The sequence below is a fragment of the Proteus sp. fly-1089 genome, assembly GCF_040138965.1.
Classification (GTDB): domain Bacteria; phylum Pseudomonadota; class Gammaproteobacteria; order Enterobacterales; family Enterobacteriaceae; genus Proteus; species Proteus vulgaris_B.
Window position 1 is genome coordinate 72,282 of record NZ_JBEETS010000002.1, and the last position, 19,034, is coordinate 91,315.

At 34.5% G+C, this 19,034-nt stretch carries 16 protein-coding genes, 1 tRNA gene and 1 pseudogene; 8 read left to right on the forward strand and 10 right to left on the reverse strand.

The window, feature by feature from the left end; all coding sequences use genetic code 11:
* Positions 1 to 6: 6 nt before the first annotated feature.
* From glsB to trmB, 3 genes are all read right to left on the reverse strand, one after another.
* A complete protein-coding gene (gene glsB / locus ABN080_RS06875) occupies positions 7 to 933 on the reverse strand; it encodes a glutaminase B (protein ID WP_072071111.1) in 927 nt (308 codons plus the stop codon).
* Positions 934 to 1,007: 74 nt separating this feature from the next.
* On the reverse strand, positions 1,008 to 1,334 hold the full coding sequence (locus ABN080_RS06880) for a YggL family protein (protein ID WP_006534836.1): 327 nt from the start codon (positions 1,332 to 1,334) through the stop codon (positions 1,008 to 1,010).
* The gene (trmB, locus tag ABN080_RS06885) at positions 1,334 to 2,053 is read right to left on the reverse strand and encodes a tRNA (guanosine(46)-N7)-methyltransferase TrmB (RefSeq protein WP_197269472.1); all 720 of its coding nucleotides are present in this window, start codon (positions 2,051 to 2,053) and stop codon (positions 1,334 to 1,336) included. Before trmB ends, ABN080_RS06880 begins: the two co-directional genes overlap by 1 nt.
* Positions 2,054 to 2,270: 217 nt before the next feature.
* Here trmB and mutY point away from each other — a divergent pair, with 217 nt between their 5' ends.
* From mutY to ABN080_RS06905, 4 genes are all read left to right on the forward strand, one after another.
* Positions 2,271 to 3,311 (forward strand): A/G-specific adenine glycosylase, encoded by a 1,041-nt coding sequence (gene mutY, locus ABN080_RS06890; protein WP_197269473.1) that lies wholly within the window; start codon positions 2,271 to 2,273, stop codon positions 3,309 to 3,311.
* 29 nt (positions 3,312 to 3,340) lie between these two features.
* Positions 3,341 to 3,613, forward strand: coding sequence for an oxidative damage protection protein (locus ABN080_RS06895; protein ID WP_072071114.1), 273 nt, complete (start codon positions 3,341 to 3,343; stop codon positions 3,611 to 3,613).
* A gap of 63 nt (positions 3,614 to 3,676) precedes the next feature.
* Entirely contained in the window at positions 3,677 to 4,747 is a 1,071-nt protein-coding gene (mltC, locus tag ABN080_RS06900) for a membrane-bound lytic murein transglycosylase MltC (RefSeq protein WP_115350598.1), read from the forward strand.
* A 262-nt stretch (positions 4,748 to 5,009) separates the two neighbouring features.
* A tRNA-Phe gene (locus ABN080_RS06905) sits at positions 5,010 to 5,085 on the forward strand.
* Between the two features lie 209 nt (positions 5,086 to 5,294).
* Here ABN080_RS06905 and ABN080_RS06910 read toward each other — a convergent pair.
* The 5 genes and pseudogenes from ABN080_RS06910 to ABN080_RS06930 form a co-directional block, all read right to left on the reverse strand.
* Positions 5,295 to 5,885 carry a tyrosine-type recombinase/integrase gene (locus ABN080_RS06910; RefSeq protein WP_349440688.1) on the reverse strand — a complete coding sequence of 197 codons (591 nt, stop codon included), beginning with the start codon at positions 5,883 to 5,885 and terminating at the stop codon, positions 5,295 to 5,297.
* Entirely contained in the window at positions 5,872 to 6,414 is a 543-nt protein-coding gene (locus ABN080_RS06915; RefSeq protein ID WP_349440874.1) for a TraI domain-containing protein, read from the reverse strand. Before ABN080_RS06915 ends, ABN080_RS06910 begins: the two co-directional genes overlap by 14 nt.
* A 462-nt stretch (positions 6,415 to 6,876) precedes the next feature.
* Positions 6,877 to 7,017, reverse strand: a complete 141-nt coding sequence (locus tag ABN080_RS06920; RefSeq protein WP_371032669.1) for a zincin-like metallopeptidase domain-containing protein — start codon at positions 7,015 to 7,017, stop codon at positions 6,877 to 6,879.
* 760 nt (positions 7,018 to 7,777) lie between these two features.
* A pseudogene (locus tag ABN080_RS06925) lies at positions 7,778 to 8,221 on the reverse strand (phage integrase N-terminal domain-containing protein); the annotation flags it as partial.
* A 77-nt stretch (positions 8,222 to 8,298) separates the two neighbouring features.
* Entirely contained in the window at positions 8,299 to 9,441 is a 1,143-nt protein-coding gene (locus tag ABN080_RS06930; RefSeq protein ID WP_349440689.1) for a Fic family protein, read from the reverse strand.
* A gap of 1,584 nt (positions 9,442 to 11,025) precedes the next feature.
* Between ABN080_RS06930 and ABN080_RS06935 the strand changes: the two genes are divergently transcribed.
* Positions 11,026 to 12,282, forward strand: a complete 1,257-nt coding sequence (locus tag ABN080_RS06935) for a M20 family metallo-hydrolase (protein WP_349440690.1) — start codon at positions 11,026 to 11,028, stop codon at positions 12,280 to 12,282.
* Here ABN080_RS06935 and ABN080_RS06940 read toward each other — a convergent pair.
* Together ABN080_RS06940 and ABN080_RS06945 are read right to left on the reverse strand one after the other, a co-directional pair.
* Positions 12,276 to 13,160 (reverse strand): helix-turn-helix domain-containing protein, encoded by an 885-nt coding sequence (locus ABN080_RS06940; RefSeq protein WP_072070687.1) that lies wholly within the window; start codon positions 13,158 to 13,160, stop codon positions 12,276 to 12,278. The genes ABN080_RS06935 and ABN080_RS06940 overlap by 7 nt on opposite strands.
* A 265-nt stretch (positions 13,161 to 13,425) precedes the next feature.
* Positions 13,426 to 14,625: an ROK family protein gene (locus tag ABN080_RS06945; RefSeq protein ID WP_349440691.1), complete on the reverse strand. Its 1,200-nt coding sequence runs from the start codon at positions 14,623 to 14,625 to the stop codon at positions 13,426 to 13,428.
* A 205-nt stretch (positions 14,626 to 14,830) separates the two neighbouring features.
* Between ABN080_RS06945 and ABN080_RS06950 the strand changes: the two genes are divergently transcribed.
* The 3 genes from ABN080_RS06950 (at position 14,831) to ABN080_RS06960 (ending at position 19,006) form a co-directional block, all read left to right on the forward strand.
* A complete protein-coding gene (locus tag ABN080_RS06950) occupies positions 14,831 to 15,649 on the forward strand; it encodes a purine-nucleoside phosphorylase (protein ID WP_349440692.1) in 819 nt (272 codons plus the stop codon).
* Between the two features lie 84 nt (positions 15,650 to 15,733).
* A complete protein-coding gene (locus ABN080_RS06955; protein WP_196553641.1) occupies positions 15,734 to 16,975 on the forward strand; it encodes a nucleoside permease in 1,242 nt (413 codons plus the stop codon).
* Positions 16,976 to 17,233: 258 nt separating this feature from the next.
* On the forward strand, positions 17,234 to 19,006 hold the full coding sequence (locus ABN080_RS06960) for a M10 family metallopeptidase C-terminal domain-containing protein (protein WP_349440694.1): 1,773 nt from the start codon (positions 17,234 to 17,236) through the stop codon (positions 19,004 to 19,006).
* Positions 19,007 to 19,034 lie beyond the last annotated feature (28 nt).

A 19,034-nucleotide genomic window follows, 5' to 3' on the forward strand; every position in this document is an offset into this window, starting at 1 on the left:
ACATGGCTAAAAAATCGAGCGCCCTACTTTGTTTGCTAATAATTCAAGTGCTGCACAACCTGCTAATGAGTTACCTGATTTATCCAGCTCTGGTGACCAAACTGCAACGGTAAAAGCATCTGGAACGACAGCAACAATGCCACCTCCAACACCTGATTTTCCCGGTATCCCAATACGAAATGCAAATTCACCGGCACCATCATACATACCACAAGTTAACATTAACGCATTTATTTGTCGGGTCTGTCTTGGCGTAATAATCTGATTTTTATTTCCAACACTTACACCCTGATTAGCTAAATAGCTAAAACATCGAACTAATTCAGTACAACTCATTTCTATTGAACAATAGTGAAAATAAGTTTCCAGCACCGTGATAACATCATTTTCAAAATTATCAAAAGATTTCATCAGATAAGCAATTGATGCATTTCGACTAAGATGCTCCATCTCTGATTTAGCCACTACTGAGTTATAACAAATATCAGGAGCATCAGTTAGAAAGCGAATAACTTCTAACATTCTTTGCTTTGGTGCACTTAATCGAGACTGCAACATATCAGTGATAACAATAGCACCCGCATTAATAAAAGGATTCCGAGGTATCCCTTTTTCCATCTCTAACTGTATTAAGGAATTAAAAGGCAGACCTGAAGGCTCTTTTCCTACACGTTGCCAAATTTCATCTTCTTCATAACGAGTTAAAGCGAGTGTCAAACTAAGCACTTTAGATATGGATTGAATAGAAAAACGCTTGTCTGCCATACCCGATTGATAGAGTTCGCCATCCACCGTATAAACAGCCATAGCAAGCTGTTCTGGCAATACTTGGGCTAACGCGGGGATATAATCCGCGACTTTTCCTTGCCCGATTAATGGGCGAATTTGTTGCAAAATATCTGACAGTAATGCGTTAGATAACGTTGTAGTCACAGTCCCTTCCCCAGACAGACAAGGGCATCCTTTTGGATGCCCTTGTAATTATTTGCTAAATGTATAACTTTCTATCAGTCCCACCAAACGTCAAATAATTCAGAGGTCTGTACATCTTGCATTTTATTCTCTTTTAGGAAGTTTTCGACTAATTGGCGATGCTCTTCTGTACATTTACCAATTTGTTGTAAGCAGATTAAACCTTCCCAGCTCAGGTAACCACTTGCATCAAATGCCAGCCCATTTGGCTCAATGACTTTGAGGATCAGTTCATCAACAAAGCGATCCACTTCCTCAATTGGGGTATTTTCTGGGAAAGTCCATTTAACTGAAAAACCTAATTCCTGAAATTCATCGATACGCATTTTTTTGCGTAAACGGCGACTACGTTGTTTAGCCATTATTTTACCCTCTTGAACATAAGATCCCATACACCATGCCCTAAACGATGACCACGTTTCTCAAACTTAGTCACTGGGCGTGTTTCTGGTCGTGGTACATAATCCTGAGTTTCTGACAAATTCTGATAACCTTCAACACTTGTCATCACTTCAAGCATATGTTCTGCATATGGTTCCCAATCTGTTGCCATATGAAAAACACCGTCTAACGTTAATTTTTTTAAAATCAATTCTGCAAAAGGCACTTGAACAATACGGCGCTTATTATGGCGCGCTTTGTGCCATGGATCAGGAAAGAATAACTGAACCATTTTTAAACTATTATCTGGGATCATGTGATTGAGTACTTCAATCGCATCATGACACATGACTCGCAAATTAGTTACTTTTTCTTCTTCAGCACTTGCAAGACAAGCTCCCACACCTGGCGCATGCACTTCAATACCGAAATAATTATTTTCTGGCGTATTTTTTGCCATAGTCACGAGCGATGCGCCCATTCCGAAGCCAATTTCCAAAATAACAGGTGCTTCGCGTCCAAAAACCTGACTGAAGTCGATGGGTTCCGGTTGATATTCAATGCCAAAAACAGGCCACTGCATTTCTAATGCTTGCTCTTGACGAGGAGTTAAACGGCCTTGTCTACGAACAAAACTACGAACGCGCCGTAAAGCACGCCCTTCTTCATTGAATTCCGGAGAAATTACATTCTTGATCATGTCTAATACTGTCAGTCGTTAGGCCAATTATTTACTTAAAATCGTTATAATGTCGCTATGGTATAAACTTAACCGACATTATCCAAAGATCCCTAAGTTTAGCAAGAGTCACTTATAGAAGCATCACTCTATAAGATAAATATTAAGAGTGTTTACAGTTTATTCTCACTGTGGTGCAATCTTACCTTAATCAGAACATGAGTTAATAAAATAAAACATGATGGAAGCACTGCAATTTTCGCAAGTCGTACTCAATTGGTATCATAAATATGGGCGTAAAACGCTCCCTTGGCAGCAAGAAAAAACGCCTTATCACGTTTGGTTATCTGAGGTAATGTTACAACAAACCCAAGTTGCAACGGTTATTCCTTATTTTGAGCGTTTTATTTCACGTTTTCCTGATGTCGTTGCGTTAGCTAAAGCACCATTAGATGAAGTGCTTCATTTATGGACAGGCCTTGGTTATTACGCAAGAGCCCGAAACTTGCATAAAGCAGCACAACACATTGTAGATAAACATCAAGGGCATTTTCCTGATACCTTTGAGGACGTTTGTGCTTTACCGGGTGTTGGCCGTTCAACCGCTGGTGCTATTTTATCGTTATCATTGAAAAAACCTTATCCAATCCTTGATGGTAATGTGAAGCGTGTTTTAGCTCGTTGTTATGCCGTTGAAGGCTGGCCAGGTAAAAAAGAAGTTGAAAATAAGTTGTGGGAGATCAGTGAAAACGTCACCCCAACTGTTGGTGTTGAGTATTTTAATCAGGCAATGATGGATTTAGGTGCAATGGTTTGTACTAGAAGCAAACCTAAATGTGATCTATGCCCATTAAATACAGGTTGTATCGCTTATGCTCAAAACAATTGGGCGGATTATCCTGGAAAAAAACCGAAAAAAGTTATCCCAGAAAAAACAACTTATTTTCTTATTTTACAATATGATAATCTTGTTTGGTTGGATAAAAGACCACCAGCAGGAATATGGGGTGGGTTATTTGCCTTTCCTCAGTTTGAGACAAAAACGCTTTTAGAACTGTGGCTAACTGAGCATGGACTAGAAAATAATGAATCAGAACAACTGATTTCATTTCGACATACTTTTAGCCACTTTCATTTAGATATTGTGCCAATTTGCGTAAAACTCTCGACGTTTACCTCTATGATGGAGGAGCAAAAAGGACTTTGGTATAACTTACAGACACCTGCAACCGTTGGGTTAGCGGCGCCTGTAGAGAATTTACTTAGACAATTAGCCTAAGCTAATCCCTGCGATATTGAGGACGTATTATGAGCAGAACTATTTTTTGTACTTTCCTAAACAAAGAAGCTGATGGACTTGATTTTCAGTTGTACCCAGGAGAAATTGGAAAGCGCATTTTCAATGAGATCTCAAAAGAAGCATGGACTCAGTGGATGACAAAACAGACGATGTTGATCAATGAGAAAAAACTCAACACCATGAATCCAGAAGATCGCAAACTATTAGAACAAGAAATGGTACGATTTTTATTTGAAGGTCATGATGTTCATATTGACGGCTACACCCCACCTGAAAAATAATATTCACTTTTCCAGAGCCTTTAAGGCTCTGGTCTTTTATTCACCATAGCGATGCAATTGACCATGAAAAAAATCCTTCTCTTGCTAATTATCGCCCCACTACTCATTTCATGTAGTAGCCAACCCTCTAAGACATTTGAACCTGATTACGCAAAGGACACCAATGCATTCGATATTCTTATGGGGCAATTTGCCAATAATATCGAAATGATTTGGGGGATGAAGGAAGTTTTAATAGCCGGCCCTAAAGACTACGTAAAATATACTGACGCTTATAAAACCCGTAGCCATATTAACTTTGAAGCAGGTACCATCACGATAGAAACACTAGGTGGTGATGCTCCTCAATTCCAATTACATAAGGCGATTGTCACTACATTATTAATGGGTGAAGATCCTGGCTCTATAGACCTCTATTCTGATGTCAATAACATCCCTCACAGTACAGAACCTTTTTTATCAGGACAGGTTCTTGATAATACAGGTCAGCCTATACGCTGGGAATGGCGAGCCAATAAGTTTGCTGATTATCTGATTGCCAATAAATTACAAAAACGCCAATCTGGTATAAATACAATTTGGTATGTCACCATTAATTTAGTCCCTAATCACCTTGATAAACGTGCACATAAATACTTACCATTAGTCCAACAAGCGGCAGCTAAATATGGTGTTGAACCTTCGCTTATCCTAGCTATTATGCAAATTGAATCAAGTTTTAACCCTTATGCAGTCAGTAGTTCAGACGCATTAGGTTTAATGCAAATTATGCCAGCAACGGCAGGACGAGATGTATTTCGCATGCAAGGTAAATCAGGGCAACCAAGCCGCAGTTACTTGTTCGATCCTGCTAATAATATCGATGCGGGAGCTGCTTATATTTCAATACTGCAAAACAGCTACCTTGGTGATATCAAAGATCCTATTTCCCGCCGTTACGCCGTTATACAGGCTTACAATGGTGGAGCTGGCAGCGTCTTACGCATATTCCATAGCGATAAGAAACAAGCAGCCGCTATGATTAACAACTTAGAGCCTACGCAAGTGTATACCACGTTACGTAATAAGCACCCTGCCGACCAATCTCGTCGTTATCTTGAGAAAGTCAGTACGGCTCAACGCAACTATCGTTAATTATTATTTGCTCTAAAGAAACAAAGCTTACTCAATCAATTTGGGTAAGCTTTGTTTGTTGTTACTAGCCAAGAAACCGTCTTATTGTATTTTTTGTCACCATAATTCTAGCTACTACAAACTATGTTCAGCTTTGTTTTTACTCTTTCTTCGCGATAAATAGCGTTTTATTAACCAATAAGTTTAAAAAAACAGCAATCAAACAGTTTTGTGATAAATAACGTTGACGAGAAAAGCAATATCGGGTTTAATACGCCCCGTTGCCCGAATAGCTCAGTCGGTAGAGCAGGGGATTGAAAATCCCCGTGTCCTTGGTTCGATTCCGAGTTCGGGCACCATCTTTCATTTGTTCGTCAGTGAGTTAAATCACTGAGAGGGCAAAAAAGCTAAGATAAGACACAAATTTAACGTAAGTTATCTGTTGTTAAAATTTATTAAAAGCTTTGAATAAACAGTCTTGCTCAAACCAAGGCTGTTTTTTTTATTTGTAACTTTTACTTTTTTTCCTAATCACTGTCAAATCTTGATACTCCTCCTGTTATTTTCATCACATCAATTCTGCTTCTAATATATCTCGCAAGTTATCAACACTTTCATCAATGTATTCTAATGTCGATGTAATGCTGGCATGACCTAATAGCCTTTTCACAACATAAAGATTACGTTCTGGTGATTGCATCATATGCGTTGCGACAGTATGTCGAAAGCGATGTGGTGATATGATAAAGTTACATTCTGCTGATAAGCGTTTAAAAAATGAGCTTAATGGGTATTCGCCCATGATCTTGGGATGTTTCTTCCTTTTCATTAAATCAAACCACCCAACATTGAAGACTTGGTCTGTCGGTTCTACTCCTACCTTTTGTGCTTCTTTCACTAAATTTTCTAGTGATGGGTATAACGCGGAAACAATCGGTACCCGATGTTCACGGTGATTTTTAGCCCCCTCCTCACATAAATGGATCCACTTCTCTTCAAGATTAATATCATTCAGCTTAATGTGCAGAAGTTGCCCTTGGCGAATGGCGGTATAACGAAACACATTCATTGCCGTCATCCAAAACCACGCAGGATATAATGCATTTTTTCGCCCATCACACACATACCCATAACCTTGCTTTTCTTCAAGTTCTAGCAAGTGTTAGGGTTACTGCTTTAGAAATAATTTCGTCCACGATACCTGTTTGTTCTCTAAATCCTGTTAAATACATTGATAGCGCCTCAAGCACTTTAGGATATTGGCTTAACCAATTTATTGCATCGGGTGGAATTATTTTCCATGCGAGCATCGCACCAAAACATCTCATTTGATTTTGTGATACTTCAGAGATAAATCGAAATCGATAAGGCTCAGTTAATGACTCCTGCAATGGAAACCATCGTTTTCCACTTTTTAATTCAACTTCAAAATGACATAAATATTCCGCACAAGAAAACAACGAGGGATAAACAATAACAGCATGCCATACTGTACTTTGTTCAGCTTGTTCCTCTGGTGAAGCTCCAATAGGAAGCATGTAATTTTTAGATAACTTCGAGGCACGTGTTACAACTTCAAGCATGTAATCAACCATTTCACCTAAATAGTTATAGGCTCCCTTTTCACTTAATGGGAACTGTTGTATCAAGAAAATACATTGCTCTAAGGGTATTTTATAAAACTGGATATAAGCCTATTGAGACAATGAAGATGAATTCCAAAGTGATTTTAATAATTGTTGACGATGAGATGATAAAAGAAGCTCGTTTAATGATATGGGTAAAATAGAATTTGGTGGAGTTTCTAAATTTATTTCTTTTTTAATTTTTTTGAATAAACCTATTCGCTGAAAACGTAATTTCAGATTTAACATATAAAGTTCCATTTATGATAATAAGCTTTAATAAAATAAACAATACTATTAAATAATAGATATTTAATATAAAAGTTAATCCAGTATAAAATTCATATTAAATACTATTTTTCGCTCGTTAACTTTCAATTTAATGACGATAAATTCACTGAATAGAATACGCAGAACAGTATGAAGCTATTTGGCCTTTAACTCCGTTGCCGAAAGATAAAAAGGCTTCCTAAAACGGAAGCCTTTTTCTATCTATTATCGTTATATTACTTTGCTAAATAATAATTATTTTTTATTCGTATTTAATATTAAATACTCAAATGCCTCCTTAGCATACCGAGCTACTCTAAATATGGTTTTATGATCTTCTTTAAGTGTTTTTAACCATGATGCAATATAACTTTTATGTTGCAAGTGACCTTGAATACCTAATTTATTTTATTAATCATTAATATTAAGTTTATTGTAGACATTTTCATTATAAATTAGATTCAAATATAATAAGTCTATAAGCTTCATAAAATAATCAAACAAAAAATATTTTTTAGGGAAAAAAGAATTATAATCGGTTCATTTTAAAAGATGAACAATAAAATAAATAGATTGCTATATAAATAGAATGATAATAATAGATTATTTATATCAGAATAAATATCGATTTTATAACGAGAAAAACCACCCCCAGATAGAATCATTTCAGGTTTAACTTTTGGATTCTGGGTTCATTTACTCACATCAGTATACGAAGATACACATGGATATAGACTCCTTTGGCCAAATCTTACACCTATAGTATTTCCAAATGCACCAATGGGTTACGAACGCTCAACTATTCATGATATATTTGTTAGAATTAAAACATTACGTAACCGATTATCCCATCATGAAGCAATTTGGAAATTTCATTATGATGATCCATATACAGGAAAACCCAATTATAAGACCCCTATTTATGGTGCTCATGCAAGTTGTAATCTTTTACGTAAACATTATGATGATATATTAGATATGATAGGTTGGATAAATTCGGATAGAAAAAATACTTTTTTAAAATACTCAGCAAATCTTCGCTTCTATGCCCTTTGCTCTGTTAATGGTCTTAATAGCTATATAGATCCGGATAAAATAAGTACTAAAGTAAATATTTCACGGGGAGGACGAGGAATTAGAAAACTATTAAAAGTACTAGGCCGAAATAACGTGCTAGTTGCATGGTCATTGCAACCCCCATATCTTGCTTTTCTACATGATGAAAAACAGACAAATACCGTTCTTCGCTAATAGCCACTTTCGTACCATCACGGCTCGCATTTGATAAACCAAGCACATGATTACTGAGTTTTTCATGTTGAGGTGAAGCAAGCTTTTTTCTACCAGCAACTGCTAAAATATTCCTAATGCCTGCCATTTCGTTTTGAAGTGTTCTTTTTGAAATGCCTTCTTCCTGCCGATTTTTGATATAAAGTTCGATATGGTTTGTTTTGATATGTTTTACATCACGAATTTGAATATTCAGTTTTGCCATTCTATCCGCAATGCGAGAGGCTATTTTCAAGCGATCCGCAACGGTTTTAAAACTTCCGCCCCCTTGTTTTGCTAATGTGGTTAATTGTTTGCTTAATTTGGACAAAGTTATTCCTTATCAGAAACTAAAATTTATCTGATAAACATATCATTTATTATTAATAATAATACTCCCAATAATAATTATAAATTATGAATAAATCCTTCCTCTTTTAAAATTTTAATAACACTTCGGATCAAATAAGAATTTGAAAATTTTGCAATATAAATTCGAGATCCTTCTTCTATAGGTTGCAACAACCCTCTTTCAATTAATTTACTAAGTTGATACGTTATTTGGGATGGTTTTAAATTAGGTAAAATCTTACGAAGATCTCCAGATTTTATTGTTCCTAACTCTACTGTTTGCTTTAATACCTTAGATTCAAAAGTATTTATAAGTTCTCTTTCTAACGAGAAATCAATCGCTGGGTATAATATTTTTTTACTTAAAAAAGCATGATTAGTTAATTGATCTAGCTTTTTAAGTTCTACTGAGATACCAGAAAGAACATATATACACCACTCTTCTAACGCTTGTTCTGTTCCTTTATCAGCTTCAGAAAGCATTGCATAATAACGTTCTCTATCATTACAAAAGACTGCTGTTGGATTAAGAACTCTCCCTCCAGCTTGTACATTAAACCCATATTTAATTAATAATGCATATGTTAACAGTCGTACTGTACGCCCATTACCATTCCCAAAAGGATGGATCCATCCAAATCGATGATGTACTAATGCAATTTTCATCAAATCATATTTAGGTTTATCTACCTGATTTATAAATGCCGTCAGTTCTTTCATATAATCAGAAACATGAATATAATCTGGAGGTAAATGTTCTGACAAAGCAATACTCACATTATGCTGGCGATAAGCTCCTGGTGTTTTATCACCTTCTCGTTGTAAACCCATCACAGCTAAGCTATGTAATTCTCGAATAAAATACTCGGTTATATCATCACCATTTTTTAAGTATTCATCGATAAATTCCATTGCTGTTTCAATATTATTAATTTCTTTAAGCTGATCGGTAGAATTTTGTGTTCCTTCTACTTTACTTTCAACATAATCAGCAAGTGTAGTATGGTTTCCCTCTATTCTTGCAGAGCCAAGACTCTCCAACATGTGAAAAATATCTTTCAATTGAGCAAATAAAAGTGGATGGACATCTGTTTCTAATCGTAAATGTCGAAGTAACTCTAACTCTGTTAAAGCATCAACTAAAGGAGAGTCAAAACTTGGATTTAAGAGTCCAAGTGCGAAGTGATTAAATTGGGCCATTATGTTTAATTACCTCAACTGAGCTAAAAAATTATCTCAAAAATCAATAAAAAAAATATATATAATCAATTATTTAAAAGATTTCAATGAAAAAATTATCTCAAAACTGTCAAATAATTATATCAAATTTTTACTTAATAGAATGACAAATATCCCAATAATTACAGCTCTATAAAATTTACATAACATAACTAAGTAGCCGAACAAAAAACACAATACTATATAAACAATATTATTAATCTCTTTACAAAAATCAAAACTCCCTGACAGCATGGTTATATTTTCACTTTAACGGGTCTCTGTGCATCAGGGTGATAATAAGTTGAGTTTTTACGAGGCTCCCCAGCTCTCAGAGCTGTTCGCGGTATAAACCGCCCTGATAAATAAAATCAAACTACCTCCATCTATCAGCTTTCGCTGATATTGCCATCGATACCGAGCTAATTTTCTCCTTTAATTTATTGAGTAAGTTGTCCTTAATATTGTCACTACGAGTGTGTCAGACTGTAGTTATCATTGAAAAGGTAGATACCATAAGCTAAAGCGTGCTGTTTGCGCGTAGCGTCACTTGGTATCGCTTACGCTTTTACACAAGTGACGCTACCTCGTTTTATCAGGTAATGAGCTTCTTGCAGAGAGCCTCAAATAGCTCAGGTGGCATCTTCATTATTTGTATTATCTTGCTATTATCACCCGAAGATATCATCTCTCAGATAGTGATGATGTTAGCTTGCGATTGCCCGAAGGTGCTTCTTTCAAATCGCGAGTGCAAAAAGCATTCAACTGGCTAATGCTCACCAAAACGGCACAAATATTCGAAGTAAAATCACCGCCCATATCAGCATTAGAAATTTTTTCGCATCCTTCTTGAAAATAAAAACTTAATTGATACTTTATCCAAATTACTGGCTATCACATTGTAATACTTAGTAAATATTATCAATAATTGATGATTGTTTTTCCACTTTATCTAAAGCTAAAAGTTTATATACCAAGCCAAAAATAAATAATAGATTTTAATTCTCAATATATAAGACAGGGCGTTCTCCGATGTAATTACATTAACTCCATACAATTAAAATATATCTATATATACTTTTTTGGGAAATTGAAAACCACTCTAATTACATTTAGCAATATGACTTAATATAATTACTAGAAAATGACAATTAAATATAAAATTAAATTTCTTATTAATAAATTTAAATAAATTTCATTATAAACAATAAATTATCATTAAATTTAAAAAAAACACTTTCCGAACTAATTCTTATTTTCATTTAAAATTGAAACATATACTCTTTTATACACTTAAAATAAAAGCGATCTGTTTTATAACATTTATCATACAATTTAAGTTCATTTAAGAAATACTCCATATATATATCTCTTTTTAATTAATACCTATCTCACAGAATATGAAATTCACCTGAATTGTCATTGACGAAATATAACTTCAGCAGTAAATATAATAGGTAATGATTATAAAAACAGTGACCATCTTTGAAGATGGCTTTTTTAATCCTTAAATTGTCTCATTTTTTAGACAGAGAGATATTACAGAAACCACGGGAGAATTCTCTTATGACTCAACAAGATACAGCGACCCACTATTCAATTGATGATATGAAAACATTAATTGAAACAATGCAGATTTATAAAAAAGACAACAGTGGCAAAGGGATCACACGTATTGCCTATAGTGAAGAAGATGAAGCCGCACATTTGTATATTGCAGGTTTAATGAAAGAAGCTGGCCTTGAAGTCTATCGTGATGGTATTGGAACACTGTATGCCCGTTTACCTGGTAAAGATCGCTCATTACCCGCAGTAGGAACGGGCTCTCACCTTGATACTGTACCTCAAGGTGGAGCATATGATGGTGCTTTGGGTGTAATTGCTGGCTTTTATGCTTTAATGCAATATAAACCACAACAGCTTAAACGTGATCTTGAACTTGTTGTTTTTCGTGCAGAAGAATCTAGCCGTTTTGGTTTTTCATGTATTGGCAGTAAGGTCTTAACAGGAAAAATAGATAGAACTCGTTGGGAGCAAAATAAAGATGATGATGGCAATAACTTCTTTGAAGTTTTGAAATCATTAGGTTATCAGCACGATAATTTGGATAGTTGTTTAGTTAAAAAAGATCGTTATAGTGCATTTGTTGAGCTTCATATTGAACAAGGTAAACGCCTTGAAAATGACAAGAAAACCATTGGTATTGTTAATGGTATTGCAGCACCGACACGTTTTTCAGTCACTGTTAATGGCCATGCAGATCACTCTGGTGCAACTCCGATGTATCAGCGTCAAGATGCGTTAGTGGCAAGTGCGGAGATTATTACCGATATCAACCGAGCAGCATGTACTGAAGCCGTTTATGGCACTGTAGGTACGGTGGGTAAACTCAACGTTGTTCCGAACTCCATGAACGTCATTCCTGGGCAAGTTAAATTCTCTGTTGATATTCGTGGTATTGATACTGAAAGTATTCAGCGGGTTGTACAACGTTTAAATAACAGTGTTGAAAAAGCAGAAAAAGATTTTGGTGTTGCTATTGATGTTCAACCAATTTCTGCTGAATCGCCAGTCAAATTAGATGATTCAATTTGCCAAGTTATTGAAAGCTTATGCCAAAAACACAATATCGACTATATGACCATGTTAAGTGGTGCAGGCCACGACTCTATGAATATGGCGTCACTCTATCCAACTGCGATGATCTTTACACCTTCAGTTGCCGGTATTAGTCATCATCCTGATGAATTTACCGAGTTTAGTGATATTGCTGTCGCTGCAGATTTATTAGCAGAAACATTAGGCACATTAGCAAATCAATAATGACTGACTATTTGTTTTAAAAGGTTAATTGCATCATCCCCTTTGGTCGCTTTTAACCATAATTTATCAAAGAGAGATTGATATTGAAATATCGCCTCAGTTGAAGAAGTTACAGTGGCAATGCCCGTACTGACATTAGGAAACTCACCTAAACGGAACGGGCTAACAGCTAAAGAAAGAGGCACTTTGTCTTGATAAAATAATTGGAAAGTGAGAGATGGCATAGTATCTGAAATAATTGCAATATTAAGATAATTATTCTTTTGCTCTAGCTTTTCAATTAAATGAAGAATTTCGCTTTTTGCTCGCTGTTTTCTTTCTTGTTGCAATGTTTTCGTTAAATTAACTGAACCTAGCATACCAACATAAAGAAATTTCTCGATTTGTTGTTGGCTAATAAGGTTATAAATATGAGGTGAATGTAGGGATTGATGTTTCTTACGCTCTTTTAAAATAGATAAAACTTCTTGTTGTTTTTCAGATAAAAGATTTAAAGGTGATGCTTCTGTTAGCATTTCAACCAATGTTTTGTCATAACAATCTGAAGTTAATAAATAAGAAAAAGGTTCGAAGTGAGTATAAATATGTGAAGATTGAGTCTCAAGTTGGCGCATTCGTTCGAAAAAACCATTCGCACTTGAGTAATATTCGGTATTAATACCTAATAAACTCGTTAATGAAGTATTTAATAATCTAGCAAGATTATCGAGAGTTTCAATCTTAACAATTTCGCCTTTTTCTAATCGATATACGGCGGCACGAGAGATACCTAAGCTTTCTGCAACATCTTCAGCTTTTAATGAAGAGGCTATACGGTAAGCTCGTAGTCGATAGCCAATGGATTGATAATCTATTTTTTCTCTAGGTATGTAAGGCATATTTATAATTGGCTCCCAAATGCACAAAGTACCAGGGTAAAGTAACGTCACTATAATAGGATGTTAGTTGAGATAGTTTAAATTAAACCCAAAATAAAAAGAATCACCTTCCTCACAATGAGGTAAATAAAAGAAGTTTGCAGTAAAAAGTTAGTCTATATCAATAAACCTGTCTCCTAGCAGGTAACCTCACCAGGGTTAAGCAGTAAAAATAAACAACAATAAAAAACTAAAAGGCGTTGTAATTGATATTACAGCGCCTTTTTCATTTATTAACCAAATGTTCCAATACCATTGCTCCTGCACCTTGAGATACGATTTCATAAGCATGATTTGCGGGATAAACTTCTGTTTTTATATTTGGGAAAAGTGCGAGTTTAGCTTCAATCGTTTTTTTTACGGTATCAAAAAATGTATATTTAGGAATTAATGTACCGCCACACACAACAATATCAGGCTGTAGCATTAAGATTGAGTTTGCAATAGCCAATCCATAGTAATAAGCAGCTTCTTCTAATGCATCAATACACAAAGGATCACGCATTTCAATTGCCTGAAAAATAGTATGATAACTAATTTCATTATCAGTACTAACAAGCGATGTTAATAAAGAGGTTTTTCCTCGCCTTATTTGATGAATAACATTATTTTTTATAGCATCTAAAGAACAGAGTGTATTTAAACAACCGTAAGAGCCACATTCACACAAAGGTCCTTTTACATCAATTGTCATATGGCCAAAACAATTCATAGTTACTGATGTATCAGTTAAAAACTGGTTAGCAATAATTGCACAACCTCTGACTTCAGTATCACAAGACGTAAATAAAAACCGTTGTGTTTTTTGGCGGTAATATAAACGAAACTCAGCTAATGCAGCAAAATGTACTCCACTCCCTACCGTTACGTAAGTAGGAATTTTTTTACGCAATAATATTTCTAACTCACGAAATTCTTCATCAAGAGATTTAGACGCTAATTGATGTTCAACAACATGCTCAATAGAGAGCCCTAATCCCAGCACCTTTTCATAATTAATTTTATTTTTTAATAATAAAGCCTCAATTTTAGGCAATAGTTTTTCTGTCATTTCAGAGGCAGATAAATAAGGTTCAGGTGAGATTTTAATTTTATCTAACATATTTAGCTTTAGGTCCATTAAGACAATAGTTGAATAGACCTTGCTTAACTCAATACCGATTAAAAACACCCCTTCTGTATTTATATTATACAAAATAGGTTTTCGTCCACCGGTTGACTCACCTAATTCTGCAGTTGTAATTAATCCAAGAGCATTTAATTCGTCAAGTAATCGGGCACAAGTCGCTGGCTTCATTTGTGCTAACTCAGTCAACGTTTCTGTTTTTATCGGGCCATTTTCTGCGATTAATTTATAAAGGCTTTTCAGTTTTAATGCTTTTGATGTCTTAGAAGATTGAAGTTCTTTTAAATTTTTCAATAGCATAGCTATTTCCTTTATTAAATTATTTCGCTAGTCAAAGAGGAATACCGCTATCTTACTGTAAAAAAAGTAATAGTTCCTTAGTCAAAACAAACAACATGATCTTAATCTCAAAATGAGAAAAAGAAAGTTGTTCATTTCTGCATATCAGGCAAAGTACTCTCAAACATAATTTAAAACGTAATGATGATTTACACAGGAGAGTGTCATGCACCAGATTTCTGAAATTAATAAAGCGAAAGAATTTGTTCAATCTAAAACATCTGAAAAACCAACTATTGGGATCATTTTAGGATCAGGTTTAGGTCCTTTTGCCGATACTTTAGAAGATGCTGTACACATCCCTTATCACACTATTCCACACTTCGCAGCATCTGGTGCTGTAGGGCATGCTAATGAATTAGTGATTGGTAAAATCGCGGGAAAAACGGTAGTTGCAATGAAAGGCCGTTTTCATTACTACGAAGGTGTATCTCTTGATGAAGTGACTTTTCCAGTGCGTGTTATGAAAGCTCTGGGTGTAGAAAAATTGATTATCACTAACGCATGTGGCGCTGTAAATACAGATTTTCATCCTGGTGATCTAATGTTAATTACGGATCATATTAATCTGACAGCAAATAACCCTTTAATTGGACCTAATAACCCTGAATTAGGTGTCCGTTTTCTAGATGTGAGTGAAGTTTATAACAAAGCAATGCGCCAAATTGTTATTGATATTGCCAAAGAACAAGATATCACTTTACGCCAAGGTGTCTATGCATGGTGGACTGGCCCAACATATGAAACACCGGCTGAAATTCGCATGATAAGAACATTGGGTGCTGATGCCGTTGGCATGTCAACGGTACCAGAAGCACTTATCGCTCGCCATTCCGGCATCAACACTATAGGTATTTCATGTTTAACCAATATGGCTTGTGGAATTTTAGAACAACCGCTTAGCCATGATGAAGTGATTGAAACCGCAGAGCGCGTAAAATCTACCTTCTTAAAACTTATTAGTGAAGTGATCGCGCGCTTATAACTTTTTATCAATTAAAGAAAAAGTGGAGTATAGATAGCTGCCTATATTCCACTCTAATCCTATCCCCCAACAGTGGAGATTGTTATGGGAATAAAAATACAGCTCAAAGGCATGATGTTTATGCAATATTTTATCTGGGGAAGTTGGTTAATCACCCTAGGTGCATACATGATGCAAACATTACATTTCACTGGGGTTGAAGTTGGGTTAGTTTATGGCTCAAAAGGTATTGCCGCCCTCATTATGCCTGGTTTACTCGGAATAATTGCAGATAAATTTATTCCCGCTAATCGTTTATATATTATCTGTCATGTTATTTGTGCTATTGCTTTGTTTTTTGCGGCATCAGTGACTGATCCAACCATCATGTTTTGGGTTATGTTCATTAATGCATTAGCTTTTATGCCAACAATTGCACTTTCAAACTCAATTGGCTATTTCTGCTTAAATAAATACAAACTAGATTCTGTTGCTAATTTTCCCCCTATTCGTGTTTTTGGCACGATAGGTTTTATTATCGCTATGTGGTGTGTTAGCTTACTCAAATTAGAACTCAGTAACACTCAACTATATATTGCATCAGTCGCTTCACTTTGTTTGGCACTCTATTCGTTTTGTTTACCTAAAATACCAACAGCCCAGCATAAACAATCAACGTCTTGGGCCTCTCGCTTAGGATTAGACGCTTTTGTTTTATTTAAAAAACCTATAATGGCTGTCTTCTTTTTATTTGCCATGCTATTAGGTGCAGTGCTTCAAATTACTAATACATTTGGTAGTCCTTTTATTCATGATTTTGCTAAAAACCCTGAATTTTCCGATAGTTTAATTGTTCAGTATCCATCAATTTTATTATCAGTATCACAAATGGCTGAAGTCGCCTTTATCTTAGCAATTCCCTTCTTTCTAAAACGTTTTGGCATTAAAAAAGTCATGTTAATTAGTATGATTGCATGGACTTTACGTTTCGGATTATTTGCTTATGGTGATCCCTCTCCTTGGGGTTTCGTATTGCTAATGCTTTCAATGATTGTTTATGGTTGTGCATTTGATTTTTTCAATATCTCAGGCTCTATTTATATTGAAAATGAAGTAAAACCTGAAATAAGAGCCAGTGCTCAAGGGTTATTTATGACTATGGTTAATGGTGTTGGTGCATACGCTGGTTCCATTTTAAGTGGCATGGTTGTAGATCATTTTACAATTGATGGAATAAAAGATTGGCAATCTATTTGGCTAATTTTTGCTTCATATACATTAATTCTAGCGATTATCTTTGTGATTGCTTTCAAAGAAAAAAAAGAACACTCAGATATAAAACCATGACGAGCAAGTAATAAATATATAACGGTAATAAATTATTCTATATTTATTACCGTTTTTATAAATATCTCTTTAATTTATAACAGCATAACCTCCCTAAAAAATATGAATCTATTCAAATCATATTTAATAAAAATCACTTACAAGATAAAACTATAAATTAATTATTTAATTGTTAATTTTTTGAAAGTTATTTAATTAGCCTACAATAAAATACAACTTCTTTTTTATATAAATATAGCATTAATTAAAGGTAAATATATGGTAAGCAAATCAAATGGATTTAATGCTGTTTATAATATAATGTTAGGAAATAAAAACACCTCTAAATGGAACAACTATATACCAGAAAAAGGTTATACCGAAGTATCATATAGTTTTCCTTTATGGAGTGATTTAAGAGAAAATAAATATAAAACAATAACAACATTCAATGAATCACAGAAACAATTAGCTAAAGAAATATTGCAACAATGGGAAGATGTTGCAAATATAAAATTTGTAGAACACACCCCAAATAAAGATACAAACATCAAATTTGGTTTATATAATAATGTACATGAAGGATTTAATTATACCTCACCTTCTGTTGCAGGATTTGCAACATACCCAGAAAAAAATGCCTTTTATAAAAATAAAATAGAAAAAGTAAGTGATTATAATCATAGCGGTCAAATATGGATTAATTTATTTGAATTGAAACAGGCTGATGTTATTGAAAAATCATCAATAACATCAAGTCAAAAAGTAAAAGTAAATTTATTTAAATCAAAATCTGATAATATTAATTACTATTTTAATGAAACAGATACTCATTATATTTTATATGAAAATAAAAATTTAAATATTCATAATAATAATCAAGGGCAAGCACCAGAAAAAGGAACATTTAAAGAGTATGCTTATCGGCATGAAATAGGACATGCGCTGGGTTTGCATCATACATTTAACAATGTAGATAAGACCGATTACAAAGAAAATAGCACACAATATTCAGTAATGGCATATCGTTCTCCTACACAAGATGCGTATTATCATGACATTAATCCTATGACACCTCAAATTATGGATATTTGTACTATTCAAACCCTTTATGGAAAAAATACTACAACTCGGATTGGTAATACCATTTATGGATTTAATTCAAATACTGAAAGAACAGCGTATAGCTTAAATTCGGCAGAAGATAAAATTGTTGCATGTATTTGGGATGCCGGTGGAAATGATTGGCTCGATTTATCAAAATATCATGTTGATCAAAAAATAGATCTTAATGAAGGAGCATTTTCTGATGTTGGAGGATTAAAAGGTAATCTTTCTATTGCTTATGACACCGTTATTGAAAATGCGATAGGCGGAAGCCAAGACGATATCATGACAGGAAATGATATTAATAATTGCCTTCTTGGAAAAGACGGAAATGATACGTTATATGGTCGTGATGGTAATGATTCCCTTTATGGTGGTCAAGGTGATGATAAACTTTATGGCGAAGCGGGTAATGATATTCTTTTTGGTCATTTAGGCAATGATCTTCTATGTGGTGGTCAAGGAAATGATCAATTAATGGGCGGATTTGGTAATGACTATCTTTGGGACGATGAAGGAAATAACATTTTATGGGGTGATGAGGGAAATGACATTTTAATTTCCGGTGAAGGTAATGATCACCTCTATGGTGGAAATGGTGATGATTATTTAGATGCTGGTAAAGGTTATAATCAATTAAATGGTGGTGATGGTAAAGACATATTTTCTTTCCATTTAGGCGATAATAATGGGATCAATTTGATTACTGATTTCAAACCTAATATTGATAAACTTACATTTTATCAGATTGAAAATGGTATAAAAATTAATACAGCACTCACTTTTTCAAACAATCAGTGGCTAAGTAAAAATGAAGCCAATATCAATTATGATAAAGAAAAAAACGTTACAACATTAAAAATAAATTCAGGTAATGAATTTTCACAAAATCATCTAATAATCAATTTGGTTGGTGAATTTAATCATGATGCTCTATTTTTATAATTAGCAAACATTAATCTCTTATTATTAT